Source organism: Pseudomonas sp. SM4 (assembly GCF_051913165.1).
Lineage (GTDB): Bacteria > Pseudomonadota > Gammaproteobacteria > Pseudomonadales > Pseudomonadaceae > Aquipseudomonas.
Genome location: NZ_JBODOE010000019.1, coordinates 31,937 through 50,992 on the forward strand (window position 1 = coordinate 31,937; position 19,056 = coordinate 50,992).

At 60.9% G+C, this 19,056-nt stretch carries 12 protein-coding genes; 4 read left to right on the plus strand and 8 right to left on the minus strand.

Translation table 11 applies throughout. The features are described from left to right. Window positions 1-13: 13 nt before the first annotated feature. Complete coding sequence (locus tag ACQ4MY_RS26815; RefSeq protein WP_440097015.1) at window positions 14-973, plus strand: alpha/beta hydrolase fold domain-containing protein; 960 nt, start codon at window positions 14-16, stop codon at window positions 971-973. A gap of 477 nt (window positions 974-1,450) precedes the next feature. On the opposite strand, the gene ACQ4MY_RS26820 is transcribed toward ACQ4MY_RS26815, so the two are convergent. The 5 genes from ACQ4MY_RS26820 to pvdM all read right to left on the minus strand — a co-directional run bounded on the left by ACQ4MY_RS26820 (window position 1,451) and on the right by pvdM (window position 9,912). Next, on the minus strand, window positions 1,451-3,862 hold the full coding sequence (locus ACQ4MY_RS26820) for a TonB-dependent siderophore receptor (protein WP_440097016.1): 2,412 nt from the start codon (window positions 3,860-3,862) through the stop codon (window positions 1,451-1,453). A 152-nt stretch (window positions 3,863-4,014) separates the two neighbouring features. Then, window positions 4,015-5,664 (minus strand): cyclic peptide export ABC transporter, encoded by a 1,650-nt coding sequence (locus tag ACQ4MY_RS26825; protein WP_129391632.1) that lies wholly within the window; start codon window positions 5,662-5,664, stop codon window positions 4,015-4,017. A 629-nt stretch (window positions 5,665-6,293) separates the two neighbouring features. Beyond that, on the minus strand, window positions 6,294-7,196 hold the full coding sequence (gene pvdO / locus ACQ4MY_RS26830) for a dihydropyoverdine dehydrogenase (protein WP_440097017.1): 903 nt from the start codon (window positions 7,194-7,196) through the stop codon (window positions 6,294-6,296). A 39-nt stretch (window positions 7,197-7,235) separates the two neighbouring features. Beyond that, complete coding sequence (gene pvdN, locus ACQ4MY_RS26835) at window positions 7,236-8,528, minus strand: pyoverdine-tailoring periplasmic protein PvdN (protein WP_440097018.1); 1,293 nt, start codon at window positions 8,526-8,528, stop codon at window positions 7,236-7,238. A 34-nt stretch (window positions 8,529-8,562) separates the two neighbouring features. Next, window positions 8,563-9,912 carry a pyoverdine-tailoring dipeptidase-like protein PvdM gene (pvdM, locus tag ACQ4MY_RS26840; RefSeq protein WP_400771090.1) on the minus strand — a complete coding sequence of 450 codons (1,350 nt, stop codon included), beginning with the start codon at window positions 9,910-9,912 and terminating at the stop codon, window positions 8,563-8,565. A 252-nt stretch (window positions 9,913-10,164) separates the two neighbouring features. Here pvdM and pvdP point away from each other — a divergent pair, with 252 nt between their 5' ends. Continuing rightward, a complete protein-coding gene (gene pvdP, locus ACQ4MY_RS26845) occupies window positions 10,165-11,793 on the plus strand; it encodes a pyoverdine maturation tyrosinase PvdP (RefSeq protein WP_440097019.1) in 1,629 nt (542 codons plus the stop codon). Between the two features lie 139 nt (window positions 11,794-11,932). Here pvdP and ACQ4MY_RS26850 read toward each other — a convergent pair whose 3' ends face one another. The 3 genes from ACQ4MY_RS26850 to ACQ4MY_RS26860 are packed head-to-tail and all read right to left on the minus strand — an operon-like array spanning window position 11,933 to window position 16,484. Further along, complete coding sequence (locus ACQ4MY_RS26850) at window positions 11,933-13,327, minus strand: efflux transporter outer membrane subunit (protein ID WP_440097020.1); 1,395 nt, start codon at window positions 13,325-13,327, stop codon at window positions 11,933-11,935. Window positions 13,328-13,334: 7 nt separating this feature from the next. Beyond that, window positions 13,335-15,308 (minus strand): MacB family efflux pump subunit, encoded by a 1,974-nt coding sequence (locus ACQ4MY_RS26855; RefSeq protein ID WP_440097021.1) that lies wholly within the window; start codon window positions 15,306-15,308, stop codon window positions 13,335-13,337. Continuing rightward, window positions 15,309-16,484, minus strand: coding sequence for an efflux RND transporter periplasmic adaptor subunit (locus ACQ4MY_RS26860; RefSeq protein WP_440097022.1), 1,176 nt, complete (start codon window positions 16,482-16,484; stop codon window positions 15,309-15,311). Window positions 16,485-16,808: 324 nt separating this feature from the next. Between ACQ4MY_RS26860 and ACQ4MY_RS26865 the strand changes: the two genes are divergently transcribed. Continuing rightward, window positions 16,809-17,291: a sigma-70 family RNA polymerase sigma factor gene (locus ACQ4MY_RS26865; RefSeq protein WP_129391655.1), complete on the plus strand. Its 483-nt coding sequence runs from the start codon at window positions 16,809-16,811 to the stop codon at window positions 17,289-17,291. 134 nt (window positions 17,292-17,425) lie between these two features. Then, window positions 17,426-18,760 (plus strand): lysine N(6)-hydroxylase/L-ornithine N(5)-oxygenase family protein, encoded by a 1,335-nt coding sequence (locus ACQ4MY_RS26870; RefSeq protein WP_440097024.1) that lies wholly within the window; start codon window positions 17,426-17,428, stop codon window positions 18,758-18,760. The last annotated feature ends 296 nt before the right edge of the window (window positions 18,761-19,056 follow it).

A 19,056-nucleotide genomic window follows, 5' to 3' on the forward strand; every position in this document is an offset into this window, starting at 1 on the left:
CAGGATGTCCTTCATGTCTTTGAATCCGGAAATCGGTGCGTTTCTCGACTTGGTCGAGGCCAACCAGACAGGCGATGCCCAGGCCTTTCACCAGCAGACGCCGGAGCAGGCGCGACAAGCCTTCGAGCAGTCGTCGACGCGTATGCGCTGGCAAGTGCCGGGCGTTGCCTCCCGTGACCTCAGTTACCCGACGCGCGACGGTGAGTCGCTGGCCGTGCGCATCTATACCCCGAGCACCGCAAGTACTGAACCGCTGCCGGTAATGGTGTTCCTCCACGGCGGCGGTTTCGTTGTCGGCAGTCTCGATTCCCACGATGGCATTTGCCGCGAATTTTGCCAGCGCACGCCGTGTGCAGTGGTGGCGGTGGAGTATCGTCGCGCGCCGGAATACAAGTTTCCTACCGCCCTGCACGATGCGGCCGATGCACTGGCCTGGCTGGCCATGCAGGCAGCGGCATTGAACCTCGACACCACGCGGCTGGCGCTGGCCGGCGACAGCGTTGGCGCGACGTTGGCCACCGTGCTGGCGATCGAGGCTGCGGCGGATCCGCAGATGCTGCAACCGTGCCTGCAATTGCTCTGCTACCCGGTCACCGATGCGTCGCGCAGCAGTGAATCGCGCGAGCTGCTCAGCGAAGGTTATCTGCTGGAAAGTCCGACGCTGGAGTGGTTCTACGAGCATTACGCGCGTACCCCGCAGGATCGTTACGACTGGCGTTTCTCGCCGCTGCTGGCGCCGGACTTGCGCGGCATTGCCCCGGTGCATCTGGCACTGGCTGGGTTTGATCCGTTGATCGACGAAGGTCATGCCTACGCGCAACGTCTGGAAGCCAGTGGTGTGGTCGTGCAGTGCAAGGAATACACCGGACTGGTGCACGACTTCCTGCGGATGCCGATGGTCACCGGCGAGATTGAAAGTGTCTATCAGGAACTCAGCGAAGTGCTGCGCCAGGCGTTGTACCCGGCAAGCTGATCGACCATGGCAATGCACAAAGCCGGAACGGGGCAAGCCGTTCCGGCTTTTTTTCGGCCTGACAAAATCCTGTAGGAGCTGCGGCACGCTGCGATCTTTTGATTTTTAGCGGGTGGATCAAAAGATCGCAGCCTCGTTTCACTCGACAGCTCCTACAGGGGGTGGGAGAGGGCATGCAATGTGGGGCTCATGTAGGAGCTGCGGCACGCTGCGATCTTTTGATTCTAAGTATCAAGATCAAAAGATCGCAGCCTCGTTTCACTCGACAGCTCCTACAGGGGTGGGAGAGGGCATGCATTGTGGGTGGCTCATGTAGGAGCTGCGGCACGCTGCGATCTTGTGATTCTAAGTATCAAGATCAAAAGATCGCAGCCTCGTTTCACTCGACAGCTCCTACAGGAGTGGGGGAGGGCATTAATTTTGGGCATAAAAAAACGCACCGTCAGACGGTGCGTTTTTTTCGGCCGGGTACAGGTATCAGAAGCTGTACTTGAGGCTGGTCATGAAGTTGCGTGGTGCGCCGTAGATGCCGTCGTAGTAGACCATCGAGTAGTACTCGCGATCGAACAGGTTGTTGACGTTGATCGAGGCACTCAGGTTCTTGTTGATGTCGTAACGCGCCATCAGGTTGGTGATCGCGTAGCTGCCCTGCTCGTAGTAGTGCAGGTCTTCGCCGATCTTCGACTGCCAGTTCACGCCACCGCCGACGGTGATCTTGTCTAGCACGCCAGGCAGGCGATACGAGGTGAAGGTCTTGAGCATGTGACGTGGCGCGTTGGTGACAATGCGTGCGTCTTCGGCGTTGGTGGTGACGCTGTAGGCGTAACCGGCGGATGCCTGCCAGCCTTCAGCCAGTTCGCCGTTCATCTCGAACTCGACGCCCTTGGTCTCGGTGCTTTGTTCCAGGCGATAAGCCTGGGTGTCCGACATCCACACGGCCAGGTTGTCTTGTTCAAGCTTGAACAGGGCCAGGCTGGTGTTGAGTTTCTCGTCGAAGAAGGTGCCCTTGACTCCCACTTCGTAGCCCTTGCCTTCGGTCGGCGCCAGGGACTTGTTATTGATGTCGCGAACGTAGGACGCCTGCGGGTTGAAGATCTTGGTATAGCTGGCGTACAGCGACCAGTTGTCATCGAGGTCATACACCACTCCGGTGTACGGCGTGAAGATCCCGGTTTCGCGTTCCTTCACCGTGCTCGCATCACCCACGTACGGCTTGGTGTCGGTGTCACGTTTCCAGTCGGTCAGACGACCGCCGAGGATGAAGGTCAGGTCGTCGGTGACGTGGAAGCGCGAGGTCATGTAAGTGCCGAACTGCTTCTCTTCCATGTGGCCTTTGCTGACCACCGGGGTGTCCGGTTTTGGCGAGTTGCCATTCCAGGTGTTGATGTCCGGAACGTTGAAGCTGTAGTCGCGCAGCCAGTCGCCGTAGCTTGGCGTGGCTTCCTTGTAGTTGGTCGCGGTGACACCGAGGATCAGCTCGTGCTCGCGACCGAACAGCGAGAACGGACCGGTGAAGTAGGCGTCGATGTTGTCCTGACGTGGCGTACCCGACCAGCGCACTGGCAGCAGGCCGGTGCCGGAACCGTTGGCCTGGTCGACGGTGCCGGTGGCGACCGCATAGAGTTGGTCAAACTTGTTTTCGGTGTGACCGTATTCGATCTTGCCGCTCCAGCCGTTATCGAACTGGTGTTCGACCGAGGTGAAGAAGTTGGTTTGATCGTGGTCGTTGTACGACCAGTCCGGCGAGGTATTCAGCGAGCGACGGATGTGCGACTTGTCGCCGTTGGTGAAGTACGACGAGTAGCCGCCGCGCATTGGCGAGTCGACCTGGGTTTTCTGGTAGCTGAAGCCGACGGTCAGCAAGGTGGCTTCGCTGAGGTCGAATTCGGTGATGCCGTAGATCAGTTGCGAATCCTGCTTGAAGCGATCGACCCACGAGCCCTGGGTCTTGTAGTCCACCACCAGACGACCGCGCACGTTGCCGGATTCGGTCAGCGGGCCGGACACGTCCATGCCGGTGCCGTAGCGATCCCAGTTGCCGGCTTCAGCGGTGACGCTGGCCTGCGCTTCGGCGGTCGGGCGTTTACGGATCAGGTTGATCGTCGCCGACGGGTTACCCAGGCCGCTGATCAGACCGGTGGCGCCGCGAACGACTTCCACGCGGTCGTACATCGCGGTGCTTTGGGTGTAGTTGTCCAGACGGGTCGACGTCGGTACGCCGTCCACTTCGAAGTTCTGGATCTGCGAGCCGCGCGACCAGTAGCTGTCGTTCTCGGTGCCCATGCCGTTGCGGGTCACGGTAATGCCGGCGGTGGCGTCGAGCACGTCGGTCAGGTTGGTCAGCTTCTGGTCGTCCAGGCGCTGACGGGTGATGACGGTCACCGACTGCGGGGTTTCACGCGGCGTCAGGTTCAGCCGCGTCGAGCTACTGGAAGAATAAGTGGTGTACAGCCCGGTGCCTTCGGTCTGCGAACCCGGCGCCTTGCCGGAGATCGAGATCGCGCCCAACTGCATGGCATCGCCGGCAGCGCCGGTGATTGGCGTCAAGGACACGGTGTTCCCGGTGATCTGATACGTCAGGCCGCTCCCCAGCAGCAAGTCGTGCAACGCTTGTTCAGGCTCGAGATTGCCCGACACCGCGTTGGATTTCAGACCCTGGAGCATTTCCGGGCTGTAGATCATCTGCAAGTTGGCTTGCTGACCCAATTGCTGCAAGGCGCTGGACAGCGGCTGAGCCGGGATATTGACGTTGGTCGGTGCGGCGAGCACTTCACCAGCGCCCAACAGCAGCAAGGTCGTCAGCAGGGCGCGAGGCAGGACGGCCTGACGCTGGGTCTGCTTCTGGATCGCCGTTGCCAGGGGGGCGCGGGACAAAGATGGGCTGTGCATTACTTCAAATGCTCCTGAGATGCGTGTGCAGTTTTGTAGTTAATGATAATTAGACGCAACAACCCGTAAAAACCGGAAAAATAAATCCCGCACTCTGCGAAAAAAACGTCTATCGCGAGAGGCGGGATTGTTTTTGCTGCGGTATTTCTCCGTCAGGCGGGTGCCAGTTCCGTCATGACGCGGCCGGCTTCCATGCGCACCAACTGGTCGGCAACGTCGAAGTAGCGGTCATCGTGGGAGATCACGATGATGGTTTTGCCCAGACGCTTGAGGTCAGGCAGCAGCTCGGTGTAGAAAATCCGGCGGAAGGTCGGGTCCTGATCCGCCGCCCATTCATCGAACACCAGCACCGGACGCTCTTCGAGCCAGGCGTTGACCAGCGCCAGGCGTTTGCGCTGTCCGGTGGAGAGATCGGTGGTGGTGAAATTGCCGTCCTGCACGCTGACCTTGTGCGCGATCTCCAGGCGTTGCAGGTACTTGTTGGCGTCTTCGGGAATGTGCGTATCGCCTTGCACGACATCGTCGAACAGGTAGTAGTCGGCGAAAATCGTCGTGAACAACTGGCGGTAGTCGTCGCGCGTCTCGGCGTTCACGCTCGCGCCGTTGAGGCGAATTTCACCTTGTTGCGGCGGGTACAGGCCCAGCAGCAATTTGATCAGGGTGGTCTTGCCGCAGCCGTTTTCACCGACGATGAAAATGATCTCGCCCTGTTCGATCGTCAGGTTCACCGGGCCGAGACGGAACGGCTCGCTGCCGGGTACGGCAGGGAAGGCGTAGCTGACGTCCTTGAGTTCCAGACGGCTGACGGCCGGGGCTTTCTGGCCCTGATCGTCGAGCAGCAGATGCGCTTCCGGTGAAGAGAACTGCTCGGACAACTCGGCAATCCGGCGGAAGGCAATTTGCGCGCGACTGACAATCGGCAGGGTGCCGACCAGATGTTCCAGCGGCCCTTTCATGTACAGCAGCACCAGGACGAAGCCGCTCATGACGGTTTTGTCGGCGCTCGGCCAATAGGTTTGCAGGGCCAGCGCGAGGCCGATGACCACGAAGAACAGCATCGAGCCAAAGGTCTTGGCGATCACGAAGGTATTGATCGAGCGGATCTGCGTGCGGCAAATGAATTCGGCAGTGGCCTTGATGCCCGAAACGAACATGCGCTGGCGACGTGGCCGGTGGATACGCAGTTCCTTGGCGCCTTCAGCGATGGCGTTGTAGTGCTTTTGCAGTTCGTCCTCGGCGTCACGTGCGGCCATGAAACCCTGAATGCCGCGACCCTGGGCGAAGTACTGAATGCCCGTGCCGATGATGATCGCGACGACCATGATCAGGAACATCGGCCACGACAACATCGCCAGGTAGCCCATGCAACCGAGGGTCACGGTCAGCGAGATCGCCAGCGGCGCGAAGGCGAAGGCGAAGTCGCTGATGGTGTCGACGTCGTGGGTCAGCACCGGGATCAGCCGATGGCTGCGATAGCGCTCGATCTGTTCGATTGGCGCCGACAGCACTTTCTCGCCGAGTTGTTTGCGCAGGGTGGCGATGATGTGTTGACCGACGAAGTTGGTGCCGATGTCCGAGCAGATCGAACTGAGCAGTGCCAAGAGGCACAGACCGGCGAACAGGGCGACCACGCCTTGGGTCAGGCCGGCTTCGGAGTGCAGCGCCGAGTTGATCGTCGCCAGCAGCACCGTCACGCTGAGACCGCCGACCATGCCCAGCAGGATCGACAGTGTCACCACAAGCCTGAACGGCTTGAGCAGCGTGAACAATTCGTGGATGGCACCGCGTGAGGGCTGGGACATGGGGGAACAGTTCCTTGGGTCGTAAAGGCAGATACCCAATAGAACGTCTGGTCAGGCGGTTAATTTACACCGCCGCCGACTGGCGGCGCAGATGCCGGCAGGAACCTGCGCCAACCCTGTAGGAGTGAGCCTGCTCGCGATAGCGAAGTGTCATTCAGCGACGATGTTGCCTGACACAACGTCATCGCGAGCAGGCTCACTCCTACAGGGGAATGGTGGTGTACGGAGGATCGGGGGTTGGCGCAGAACCAGTGTGGGAGCGGGCTTGCCCGCGATGGCGGTGGGGCGGACGATGCAAATGTGTCAGGCCGGGCCTCATCGCTGGCAAGCCAGCTCCCACAGGGAATGGTGGTGTACGGAGGATTGGGGGTTGGCGCAGAACCAGTGTGGGAGCGGGCCTGCTCGCGATAGCGGAGTGTCATTCAGCGACGATGTTGCCTGACACGACGCTATCGCGAGCAGGCTCACTCCTACAGGGGAATGGTGGTGTACGGAGGATTGGGGTTGGCGCAGAACCAGTGTGGGAGCGGGCTTGCCCGCGATGGCGGTGGATCAGGCAACACTGATGTTGACTGACACTGCGCCTTCGCGAGCAAGCCCGGTTCCCACAGGAATCATCGGGTTGTGGTTCAGAGGTCGCGCACTACGCGGAAGCCGATCCAGTCGCCGCGGGTCGACGGGTAGATGTTGTTGCGGTTGCCGGAGCGGGAAAACACTGGTGCTTCGCCCCAGTCGTTGCCACGAATGTTGTAGGACTCGCAGCCAGGCTCGACCCATGCACTGCCGTCAGTCGGGGCGCCGATGTAGTTGGTGTGCTCGCAATCGGCGATCCATTCGTAGACGTTGCCGTGCATGTCGTACATGCCGAAGGCGTTCGCCGGGTAGCTGCCCACCGGTGAGGTGAAGCTGTAGCCGTCGGTCGGGCCATAGGTGTTGGCGTGCTTGGCGATGCTGTATTCGCCTTCTGCATCGAACGGGAACGGGAATGGCCCGGTCGAGCCGGCGCGGGCGGCGTATTCGCGTTGCGCCTCACTGACCATGCGGTAGTTCTGCCCGGTCTTTTTCGACAGCCACGCCACATAGGCCTGAACGTCGGCGAAGTCCATGCACACCGCCGGTTGGCGCGGTTCCTGTTTGTAGCGCGGTTTGCTCGCCACGCACTCGCGACCCGGGCGGGTATCGCCGTTGGCAATCTTCACCCCGGTTGCCTTGACGTAGCTGTCCCATTCGCCAGCCGTGACCTGGAAGCGGCTCATGGCAAACGCCTTGGCGAAAGTCACTTCGTGCATCGGGCCTTCGTCAGGCTCGCGACCGACTTCATCGTCCGGCGTGCCCATGGTGAATTTACCGGCCGGCAAGACCACCATTTCCGGGCAGTCCTTGCAGTCCTTGAAGACCTTGCCCGCCGGCAATGGTTGGGCTGCGGCGGCGGTACCCGGCAGCAGGCCCGCGAGCAAGGCAGTCAGGGCCAGCCCGGCGAGGACTTTCAAGGTCGGCAGATGGCGCGGTCGTTTGAGCATGTCACTGTTCATGAGTTATCTCGATCAAAGGGAAAGCAAAAGTCGTGAAGGTCACAGCTGCGTAACAAGCAACGCCATGAACCGGTCAATTTCGGCCTCGCTGTTGAGCAGCCCCGGCGCGGTACGTACCACCGGCCCGACGTCGCGTTCAACAGCGTCGACCACCACACGGTTCTTCATCAGGTAGGCAGCGATCTTGTCGCAGTCGCGATCCTTGACCCGAAAGAAGGTGAAACCGGCCGACACTGCCGGGCTCAGCGGCGTGACCAGTTCGATCTGCGGGTGCTCCTGCAAGCGTTGCTTGAGGTAGCTGTTGAGCTGGTGGATACGCGCCTGCACCTCGGCCTTGCCCAGTTGCAGGTGCAACTTGAACGCTTCACTCAAGGCCCAGCGATGTTCGAAGGCGTGGTAGCCGCCAGGCGACATGCTCGTGGCGAAATCGGTGTCCTGGGAGAACGTCGGCGTGCTCGGCGTAACGTCTTTGAGTTGCTCGGAACGGGCGCAGATGATCCCGGTGCCACGCGGGCCGAACATCCATTTGTGGGTGCCGGCGATAAAGAAGTCGCAGTGCATGTCCGGGAAGCTCAGGTCTTCGACGCCGAAGCCGTGCACGCCATCGACCACATAGAGAATGCGCTCCTTGTCGTCACGCTGGCGGTTGATCTCTTCGACCAGTTTGCCGATCTCGCCGATCGGCAGTTTGACGCCGCTGCCCGACTGCACCCAGGTCATGCCCAACACGCGGGTGTTGGGACGAATGGCCTGGCGAACAGAGTTGAGCACTTCGTTCACCGAGACACTGTTGGCGTCCTTGAACAGGCTGATCTTGCGCACCTGCGTGCCTTCCTTCTTCACCCGGAAATCGAGGGTGAACTCGGTCGAATAATGCTCATGGACCGTGGTGAGGATTTCCTGATCGGGGCGCACATGGATGCCGCCGTAAATGGCCGCAAGGCCCTCGGTGGTGCTGCCGGTCAGGGCGATCTGCGCCGGTTTGGCTTGCAGGTAGCGACCGGCCCATTCACGCACATCGGCTTCATGCTTCCAGGTTTCTTCCAGATCCCAATCCATCATCAGTCCGGGATTGCGGTCGAGCGTGGCGCGGTGGCGGTCGATGGCTGCCTGCACCGGGCGTGGATGCGAAGTGATCAGGAAGTTGGAAAAATGCAGGTAATCCGGATCCTGATTGAACAGCTGTCGCAGCTGCGCCCATTTGTCCTTCGCCAGCGGTTGCGCGGCTGTTGCGCTCGGCGCGGTCTGGGCCTGAGCATGCACGGCGGCGCCCAGCGGCAGGCTGGCAGCGAGAATGCCGGCCTGTTTGAGGAAGGTACGGCGGTCAGTCATGGGCGCGGTTCACTTGTGATCAGAAGGGAAGAATTCATCGGCTCGCCACCGGTTTGGCGGATTTCTGTACCTGATCCCAGACCCGCAGAAAGTTGCCGCCCCAGAGCTTGGCAATATCGGCTTCGGAGTAGCCGCGTTGCAGCAGTTCGGCGGTGACGTTGCGGATCTCGCCGACGTTCTCCCAGCCCTTGACGCCGCCGCCTTCGTTGAAGTCCGAAGCGATACCGACGTGGTCGATACCGATCTTGCGCACGGTGTAGTCGATCGCATCGCCGAGATCCTTGAGCGAGGCTTTCGGTTCTTCGTCGAGAATGCCGTACAGCTGGCCGGCGTACTGACCGAACTTCTGTTCCGGCCACGCCGCAATGATCGGGTCGCCCGGCATCAATGCCATGGCCAGGTTCGGCAGCGGCGGCAGATCAAAACGCGCGCGCAGGGCGTTGAGTTTGTCCTGCGTGGCCTGAGTCAGCGGGCGCAGGTAAGCGGAGAAACCGACCACTTGCACCACGCCGCCGCTTTGTTTGATCAGTTGCATTTCCTTGTCGCTGAGGTTGCGCGGGATATCCACCGAGGCACGTGGCGCCGAGTGCGACGCGACCATCGGTGTGCGGCTCAGTTGCGCGACTTGCTCCAGCGCCTTGGTCGACATCTGCGAGACGTCAATGATCACTCCCAGATCGTTGAGGCGGTGCACGGCTTGCTTGCCGACATCGGACAAACCGTTGAGGGCGTCCGGCGAATCATTGAAAAACGGCAGCGGGCGCGACGAGTCGCTCCACTGGTTGTTGCCGATGTAGCTGAAACCGAACATGCGCATGCCGCGCGCAGCCCAGGTGTCGAGCAGGTTCAGGTCGTTGCCCAGCGGATAGGCGTTGAGCATGCTGATGAAAATGGCGAACTTGCCTTCGCCATGCAGACGGCGGAAGTCATCGGGGGTGTAAGCAATCGCGACCTGATTGGGGAAGTCGCGGACCATCCCCGAGATGATTTTGTAACGCACTTCCTGCTGGTTGCGCGCTTCCTCGACAAAACCGTCGGTGGGCTTGTGCGGCGCGTTCGGGCCGTTCCACATTTCCGGCCAGCCGAAAATTGTCAGCGCCGCGCCGGAGAGGCGACCGCGATTGGCCTTGGCCAGGTCGAACTGGCCGCTGCCGTCCTTGTCGACTTCATTGCCAGCGGTGCCGAAGTCCAGCGGCACGGTGATGTGGCTGTCGAACGAGAGCAGGCGATCCTGCAACTCATCGGCCTGTTTGAGCACCTTCGCCGGGTAGCCGGGATTGTCCCTGTACCAATAATCCCAGGCCGCAAAGCCTGCGCCGGCGCTGATCGCCAGGGCCAGCGGCAGGCCGATGAATAGAGCCTTCTTCGAACGTGGTTTTGTCATTGCCATCTCAGTCAGTTCGCCGTCGAGGTACAGGCACAGGGGCCTTCGCTATCTGGAAAGAACGAGTGATTGGCCAGGGAATTTAGGTGCGCCGAAAAGATCGCCGCCTGCGGCAACTCCTCCATTGGCGTGCGGCTTCCTGTAGGAGCTGCCGCAGGCTGCGATCTTTTCAAGACACCAACGTAAATTTGCCCGTGCAACAAACGTTCTAGCTTGGATAAAGCCTGCTTCATGGCTGACACAGGTAGGGCAATGAAGATTTCTCGACGATGGTTCATGGCAGGCCTGGCGCTGACCGGCGCTGCCGTGCCGGCCGCTATTTACGGGCATCGCGAATGGACCAGACCGGATCCGACGATCACTCCCGGCGAAGCCACGGTCGATCTGGCGGACACGGCCGGGCAACAATTGGCCAACGCCTTGCGCGGGGTCTGGAGCATTCGCTTTGAAGGGGCACAAATCGGCTTCGACGATTTGCCGCTGCAAGGGCTGGAACTGTTTCTGGATATTGCCCAGCGCGGGCGCGGTCTGCGCGGCTACGTGGATACCGCGCAAACCCTGCGTGGCGAAGCCGAACCGCGTTACCGGATCATCGGCGACCTGGTGCAGGCCAAACCGTCTGAATTGTATTGGCGGCTGATCGACTCGCAGGCGGCCGACGGTGCGCCGACGTACGAGTTGGCCGTGGTCCTCGATGAAGTCTGGGCCGATTTCGGCAATGCCGGCAGTGGCACCCTCAGCGGGCGTATTTTGCGCCTTGATCGGCCGCTCGGCCTGCCGGAGCAGAACAACCGCTTTGTCGCGCACAAGCAAATGTTCCCCGAAGCGCGACAGCGTATCGGTCTCAATCCGACCTTGCTGGCCTGGCTGATCTCCCCCGAACATCGTCTGTTTCACCAGCTCTGGCATGCCTCGCGAGACAAATGGCACACCTTGCCCGAAGACAAACGCGATGCCCTGCGCGGTATCGGTTGGCAGCCCGGGCCGCGCGATCAGGAGCGTGATGCGCGCGGACCGCGCAAGGATCGCAATGGCTCGGGCATCGACTTTTTCTTCATGCACCGGCACATGCTCGGGACGGCGCGTTCGATGCAGGCGCTGCCGTCATGGTCGCAATTCCCGATGCCACAGCCTGCGCTTGAGCGCGATCGCCAGGGCTTCGCGCGTTATTTCGATAATCACGACGGCTACGCCTTGCCGCCGACCTGGCTGGCCAGCGATGACGCCGACTACACCCAGTGGGTCAGCGACATCAAGACCGCCGAGACCTATCACAGCAATTTCGAGGTCTGGGAATCGCAATATCGCGACCCGCGTTATCTGGCGAAACTGACCCTCGGCCAGTTGGGCTCGGAGATGGAACTGGGCCTGCACGACTGGCTGCACATGCGCTGGGCGTCGGTGCCGCGTGATCCGTCGAACGGCCAGCCGGTGCCATTCGCGCGTGATCCGGCGGACTTTTCCGCACGTTGGTACGCGGCTGAAAACGACTTTCTCGGCGATCCGTTTTCCTCCCATGTGAACCCGGTATTCTGGCATTTCCATGGTTGGATCGATGACCGTCTCGAAGACTGGTTCAAGGCGCATGAGCGCTTTCATCCGGGTGAAGTCAGCCGGCAGGAAGTCAACGGCGTGGCCTGGTTTGCGCCGGGGCGTTGGGTCGAGGTCGATGATCCGTGGCTGGGGCCGGTCACGCACGGCTGCAGCACAGTGCCGGGATTGCAGGTCGGCAAGTCGATGGAAATGGACCCGGAAACCATGAAGCTGGCACTGCGCATCACCTTCAGTGAAGACGAAAAAGTCCTCGCCGGGTTATTCCGCCGGGTGCCGAAACGGCCATGGTATGCGCGTCACCTCAAAGTAAAAACCCGCCAGACCTGAGACATCCCTGTATGAAATGTAGGAGCTGTCGAGTGCAACGAGGCTGCGATCTTTTGATTTTGACTTAACTGCCAACATCAAAAGATCGCAGCCTCGTTGCACTCGGCAGCTCCTACAGGGGTTTGTGGGTTTGTAGTACCTAGAGGGTTTGCCAGCCGCCGCCTAGGGCTTTGTACAGGGCAATGCTCGCTTGCAGGCGTGACAGCCGCAGTTGCACGTTGAGGTCCTGCGCGGCATACAGCGTGCGCTGGGTTTCCAGCACTGTCAGCAAATCTTCGGCGCCGGCCTGATAGCGGCTCTGGGCGATGTCGAAAGCGGTCTGCGCCTGATTGAGTTCTTCGGTCTGCCACTGCCGTTGTTCGTCGAGACCACGAATGCTGCTGAGGGCTTTTTCGACGTCGGCGAAGCCGTTGATGATCGCGCCCCGATAATCTTGCAGCAGTTCCTCCTGACGCGCGCTGGCCTTGTCGCGTTCGGCGCTCAGGCGACCGTTGTCGAAGATCGGCGCCACCAGCCCGGCCGTGAGGTTATAGAAAGGGCTGCGCAGCATGTCGCTGAAACGGTCGGAGCCGGAACCCAGTTCGGCGCTGAGGGTGACGCTGGGCAGCATCTTTGCCCGGGCCACGGTGACGTCAGCGCGGGCGGCGGCGAGTTGCGCTTCGGCGCGGGCGATATCCGGGCGCCGGTTGAGCAACTCGCTGGGCACTCCGGCACCGATCACCGGCCATTGCAGTTGGGCAAAGTTTTCGACGCTGACCGGCAGTTCCTGTACGGGGCGGCCGAGGAGGGCGGCGAGGGAGATTCTGGCGTCGCGCGCCTGTTGCTGAACCAGCGGCAATTGCCGTTGCTGCGCCGCCACCAGACTCTTTTGTTGCGCCAGTTCCAGCGCGGTGGCGGAACCGGAATCAAAGCGCGTCTGCACCAACTTCAAAACACTCAGTGCGTTGGTCAGGTTGAGTTCGGCGATTCGGCTTTGCTCGTTCAGCGACAGCGTTTGTGCATAGCTGTTGGCGACACTGCTGAGCAGCGTCAGCTCCACCGTGGCCTGATCGAATTGACTGGCGCGCAAATTCGATTGTGCGCTGTCGCGGCTGGCGCGCTGGCCACCCCAGAAGTCGATTTCGTAACTGGCATTAAGGTTGGCGTCGAAGTAATCCACCGCCTTGTTGCTGCTGTCAGCGTCCAGTTGGCTATAGCCGCTGCCGCGCATTAACTTCTGGCGGTTGGCGTTCATTCCGGCCTTGACCTCCGGCAGCAGCGAGCCGCCGGCAATCACTGTCGTGGCCTGCGCCTGACGAACCCGCGCGACGGCCGCCGCGAGGTCAAAACTGCCGGCCCGAGCCTGTTCGATCAAGCTATCGAGTTCTGGGCTGGCGAACTGCGTCCACCAGCGCACGTCGTTGCGGCTGGCATTGTCGCTGTGTGCTGTTTGCCAGGTGGCGGGAGGCAGCAGGCCGCTTTCCGGGCGCTGGGCGGGACTGCCGCAAGCGCTGAGGAGCAGGCACACGGTCAAGAGGCTGAGACGCGGTTTCATAGATCGATCATTCACTGGTAAGGGCCGTGACCGGGTCGAGCCGGGCAGCTTTGCGAGCGGGCATGAAGCCGAAAACAACACCGGTGACCAATGCACAGCCGAAAGCGCCGAGCACAGCCATCAGGGAGAAAGCGACGGCGACTTCGCTGAGAATCAGCACACCGCCGACCAACAGCGCCAGAGCGATACCGGCCAGCCCGCCGACCACCGACAGCATCACCGCTTCGGTGAGGAACTGGCGCAGGATGTCGCGTTGCCGCGCACCGGTGGCCATGCGAATACCAATCTCGCGGGTGCGTTCGCGTACGGTCATCAGCATGATGTTCATCACGCCGATGCCGCCGACCAGCAGCGAGATGGCGGCAATCGAGCCGAGCATCAGCGACAGGGTGTTTTGCGTGCGCGCTTCGGCCTGGATCATCGCCGCGTTGTTGGTCAGCTCGTAATCGTGTTTGCCGTTGTGCAGGCGGCGCATCAGCTCATCGATGGCCAGTTCGGCCTCTTTGACCTTGCGTGCGTCGCTCGCAGCGATCACCACATATTCCGGATTGTGCCCTCCGAGCAGGCGAATGGCGGCAGCGGAGTAGGGCACGGCGATGCGGTTGTCGCTGTCTTGATCGCCGGAGCTGGAGCCTTTTTCGGCGAGTACGCCGACCACCTGAAATGGCACGTTCTCGATCAGGATGTACTGGCCGATCGGGTTGCTGACGCCCTTGAGCAACTTGTCGCGAATCTTCGTGCCGATCACCGCCACCGCAGCGGCGTTGCGCTCATCGGCGTCGGTGAAGTAGCTGCCCTGAATCACCGGCCAGTTGAAAATGCTCGGGAAATTGGTGTCGTTGCCGCCGACGTAGGCGCTCTGGTCGACGTTGCCAAAACGCACCGCCACCTCGGCACCGGCCACCGGCATGATCCGTTTGACCTGCGGCAGGGTCTTCAGCGCGGCGACGTCATCAAGGGTGATCACCCCGAGTGGCGTGCGCGGGTTGGGCGAAGCGCCGCTGAGGTAGAGCAGGTTCGAGCCAAACGCGCCCATCTGCGCCATGACCTGGCGTTTGCTGCCTTCGCCGACGGCGAGCATCACCACCACCGACGCCACGCCGATGACGATGCCAAGCAGCGTCAGCGCCGTGCGGAAACGGTTGATCCACATCACCCGCCACGCGGCTTGCACGGCGTCGACCAGTTCGCCCTTCCAGGCGCCACTGGCTTCGGCGCCTTCGCTGAGGCGTTTGCGCAGATCGACCGCCTGCAAGGCGCCGGGATTGGCCGAGTTCTGTGCGTCGGGATTGTCGCGGGCGCTGTCGCTGGTGATCAGCCCGTCGCGAATTTCGATGATGCGCTTGGCGCGGGCGGCGACTTCGCGGTCGTGGGTAATAAGAATGACCACGTGGCCCTGGCTCGCCAGCTCATCGAGCAGGGTCATGACTTCTTTGCCGCTGTGGCTGTCGAGGGCGCCGGTCGGTTCGTCGGCCAGAATGATGTGCCCGCCGTTCATCAGCGCCCGGGCGATCGACACCCGCTGCTGCTGACCACCGGACAATTGGTGCGGGCGGTTGCCGGTGCGCTCGCCCAGACCGAGGCGTTGCAACAGCGCGGCCGCATGAGCATGACGCGCCGCCGCCGGAGTGCCGGCATAGATCGCCGGCATCTCGACGTTTTCCTGGGCCGAGCTGGACGGAATCAGGTGATAGCCCTGGAAAACAAAGCCAAAGGCTTCGCGGCGCAGCCAGGCCAGTTCGTCGCTGCTCAGGTGCGCAACGTTTTCGCCGGCAAACAGGTATTCGCCCGAGGTCGGTCGGTCGAGGCAGCCGAGGATGTTCATCAGCGTCGACTTGCCGGAACCGGAGGCGCCGACGATCGCGACGAATTCCCCGGCGTGGATCGACAGGTCGATGCCGCGCAACACGTCAACTTTGGGGGTGTCCTGTCCGCCGTAGGATTTGCGGATGTCTTTGAGGTCGATCAGCGGCGTTTGCATTTAGCCTCCGCTTCCCTCTGCCGAACCGATCAACAGGTGATCGCCTTCCTTCAAGCCGTCGAGAATCTGCACTTGCAAGCGGTCGCTGAGACCGGTGCGCACCTGGCGATGCTCGATGTCGCCGTTCTTCGCCACGACCCGCGCGATCTGATTGCCGGCCACCTGACCTTCGTTGTGCAGTGCGGCGACCGGTGCGGTGAGTACGTCTTTGGCGCTGCCAGCGACAAAAAATACCTGGGTGGTCATTTCGGCCATCAGCGCGTTGTCGCTGTTTTCGACGTCAAGGAGGACGGTGTAAAGGACCACGCGGCCGCTGCCGCTCTTGTTCGTACTGTTCGGGCTGCCACCGCCCTGGCTGGTCTGGTCCAGTGGTTTTGGAGGCACCGGGAGGATCTGCCGCACGGTGCTGGCCCAGCGCCGACTGCCACCGCTGAGGGTGGTGAAGTAGGCGTTCATACCGGGTTTGACGTGGCCGATGTCGGCTTCGGACACTTCCGCCCAGACGGTCATTGGCGACAGTTTGGCGATGCGCAGGATCAGCGGGGTCTGCTGCTGGGCGTTGAGGGTCTGGCCTTCACGGGCATCGATGTTGACCACGGTGCCGGACATCGGCGCGTAGATTCGGGTGTAACCGAGTTCGGCCTGATCGCTGCGCAGGCTGGCCTGGGCCTGGCGGATCTGCGCCTGGAACATGTCGATGCGTGCTTGGGTGGCTTTCAGTTCGGCTCGGGCGGTCTGCACGTCTTCTTCGCGGGTCGCGCCGCCGGCTGCCAGGTTCTGCTGGCGCTGATATTTCTGTTGCGCCAGTTCGTGCTGAGCGCGTTGTTCCTGCAACTGAGCCTTGAGGTTTTCGATGGAAAATTGCCCGGCGTCGAGCTTGGCCTTCTGCGTCGACGGATCGATTTCCACCAACAGTTGGCCTTCCTTGACCACGTCGCCGACTTCCACATGGATCTTCTGGATCTGCCCCGACGCCTGCGCGCCGACATCCACGTAACGCCGTGGTTGCAGGGTGCCCAGCGCGGTCACGCTGCTTTCGATGTCGCCGCGACTGACTTGCACGGTGGTGAATTTATCCCGGCCCGGCGGCATGATCTGCCAGGCGGCGTAGGCAACAACAGGAATCAGACAAAGGGCTACGAGCAGCGCGCGTCGGGCGGGGCGGGGACGTTTCATGCAGGGTTCCGGCCAGTGAAATTCGGCCCGTCGTTCAAGTGGCACGCAATAAAAGGGGCGGCTGAACGCTGTCGCGGCAAGCGACAGACACGGGGAGCTGTCCTGTAAACGATGAAAGTCGCGGGGAATTTAAGCGGAGACACAGGATGTTACAGGTATAGAGCGGCATTATTTATCGGGCAAAGACAAACGCCACTTTAAATCTATATGAGAATTACTATAAATTACGCGCCTCAAGTTGCCACTATCGTGCTACTGCCCAAATCGCCATCGCGGATCGGGTTAAAAAGGACATAAACCGCAGCAGTCTTGCGGCCGGGAGTCATGTTGGAAAACTACTATCGCGAGTTGGTGTGTTTCCTTAACGCCAAACTCGGCAATCGCCAGATTGCCGAAGATGTGGTGCATGACGCCTATTTGCGTGTGCTGGAACGTTCCAGCGACACGCCCATCGAGCAGCCCCGGGCCTTTCTTTATCGCACGGCACTCAATCTGGTGATCGACGATCATCGGCGCAATGCCCTGCGTCAGGTCGAATCGCTGGAAGTGCTCGACAGCGAAGAACGCTATTTCACCCCGTCACCGCACAATACCCTCGATCATGGCCAGCGCCTGGAGATGCTCCAGCGGGCATTGGCCGAATTGTCTGCAGCCTGTCGCGAAAGTTTTTTGCTGCGCAAAATCGAAGGTTTGTCGCATCTGGAGATCGCCGAACACCTTGGTATCTCCAAGGCGCTGGTGGAAAAACACATCGTCAACGCCATGAAACATTGCCGGCTGCGCATCAAACAATGGGACGCCCATTGAGCCGTCGTCGTTAAATTTTATTTCACTGTCCTCGTTCCTACTCAACAGACGACCTGCTGTCCTGCTCAAGGCCAGTCAGGTTACTTAGGCTCTCCTTGCCCCTTGTTGAGGGGTTCATCCAGAGGACACTGGAAATGACACAGGCAATTGCATCGCCCATCGTTCACGACCTGATCGGCGTCGGTTTCGGCCCTTCGAACCTGGCGCTGGCCATCGCTCTGCAAGAGCGCGGGCCGACCCAGGGTGAGCTGGATGTGCTGTTCCTCGACAAGCAGGCTGACTACAGCTGGCACGGCAACACCCTGTCGACGCAGAGCGAGTTGCAGATTTCCTTCCTCAAGGATCTGGTAACCCTGCGCAATCCGACCAGCCCGTATTCGTTCGTCAATTACCTGAAGTACCACGGCCGTCTGGTCGACTTCATCAACCTCGGCACCTTCTATCCGTGCCGCATGGAGTACAACGACTACCTGCGCTGGGTCGCCGGGCAGTTCACCGCGCAGAGCCGCTACGGCGAAGAAGTGCTGACCATCGAGCCGGTGCTGCACAATCATCAGGTTGAAGCATTGCGCGTCATCTCGCGCGACAGCCACGGCCTGCAACATGTACGCACCACTCGTTCGGTGGTGGTCAGCGCTGGGGGCACGCCGCGTATTCCAGAGGCGTTCAAGGCGCTGAAGGGCGACACCCGGGTGTTCCACCACTCGCAATATTTGTCGCAAATGGCCAAGCAACCATGCGTGAACAATCAGCCGATGAGCATTGCGATCATCGGTGGCGGGCAGAGCGCGGCGGAAGCGTTCATCGACCTGAACGATTCGTTCCCGTCGGTGCAGGTCGACATGATCCTGCGCGGTTCGGCACTCAAACCTGCGGACGACAGCCCGTTCGTCAACGAAGTGTTCTCGCCGGAGTTCACCGACCTGGTGTTCCAGCAGAACAGCGCCGAGCGTGAGCGGCTGGTCAACGAGTACCACAACACCAACTACTCGGTGGTCGACATCGATCTGATCGAACGCATCTACGGCATCTTCTACCGTCAGAAAGTTTCCGGGATTGCCCGTCACGCGTTCCGCACATTGACCACTGTCGAGAGTGCTACCGCGACCGAAAACGGTATCGAACTGGCGGTGCGCAACAACGCCACCGGCGAAGTCACCGTGCGCAACTACGATGCCGTTGTGCTGGCCACCGGTTACGAGCGGCAGATGCACCGCAAACTGCTGGCGCCGCTGGAAGAGTATCTGGGCGATTTCGAGGTTGATCGCAACTACAAAGTGATCACCGACGAACGCTGCAAGGCCGGCATCTACATGCAGGGCTTCTGCCAGGCCAGCCATGGTTTGAGCGATACGTTGCTGTCGGTATTGCCAATCCGCGCGGACGAGATTGCCGGCTCGCTGTATGAGCATGGCAAGAACCGTGGGCATCGTTCGATGGCAGATCTGTTGTTAGCAACCGCCAGCTAACTCAGTATTTCCTGATACACCGCCATCGCTGGCAAGCCAGCTCCCACAGGATCTGTGTTGGACACGAGATTTTTGTTCACTGGAGATCCCTGTGGGAGCTGGCTTGCCAGCGATGGGGTCCTTATGGCTAACAAAAATCTGATTTCTGAACCCTTCCTGAACACCCGCCACATTCCCCGACACACCTCCTTTTGCGGGTTTACTCTCCAGACATCGGGGCGTAAGCTTCGCGCGTTTTCATCAATAGCGGAGACCCACAGTGGGTACTTGTTCGAGTGACAGTTGTCGGCCGGTCT

Coding starts and splice junctions, on each gene's coding strand:
- pvdO (WP_440097017.1), bottom strand. CDS start 7,196: ATGAACAGTGACATGCTCAAACGACCGCGCCATCTGCCGACCTTGAAA.
- ACQ4MY_RS26825 (WP_129391632.1), bottom strand. CDS start 5,664: ATGTCCCAGCCCTCACGCGGTGCCATCCACGAATTGTTCACGCTGCTC.
- ACQ4MY_RS26815 (WP_440097015.1), top strand. CDS start 14: ATGTCTTTGAATCCGGAAATCGGTGCGTTTCTCGACTTGGTCGAGGCC.
- ACQ4MY_RS26850 (WP_440097020.1), bottom strand. CDS start 13,327: ATGAAACCGCGTCTCAGCCTCTTGACCGTGTGCCTGCTCCTCAGCGCT.
- ACQ4MY_RS26855 (WP_440097021.1), bottom strand. CDS start 15,308: ATGCAAACGCCGCTGATCGACCTCAAAGACATCCGCAAATCCTACGGC.
- pvdN (WP_440097018.1), bottom strand. CDS start 8,528: ATGACTGACCGCCGTACCTTCCTCAAACAGGCCGGCATTCTCGCTGCC.
- ACQ4MY_RS26870 (WP_440097024.1), top strand. CDS start 17,426: ATGACACAGGCAATTGCATCGCCCATCGTTCACGACCTGATCGGCGTC.
- ACQ4MY_RS26820 (WP_440097016.1), bottom strand. CDS start 3,862: ATGCACAGCCCATCTTTGTCCCGCGCCCCCCTGGCAACGGCGATCCAG.
- pvdP (WP_440097019.1), top strand. CDS start 10,165: ATGAAGATTTCTCGACGATGGTTCATGGCAGGCCTGGCGCTGACCGGC.
- ACQ4MY_RS26865 (WP_129391655.1), top strand. CDS start 16,809: ATGTTGGAAAACTACTATCGCGAGTTGGTGTGTTTCCTTAACGCCAAA.
- ACQ4MY_RS26860 (WP_440097022.1), bottom strand. CDS start 16,484: ATGAAACGTCCCCGCCCCGCCCGACGCGCGCTGCTCGTAGCCCTTTGT.
- pvdM (WP_400771090.1), bottom strand. CDS start 9,912: ATGACAAAACCACGTTCGAAGAAGGCTCTATTCATCGGCCTGCCGCTG.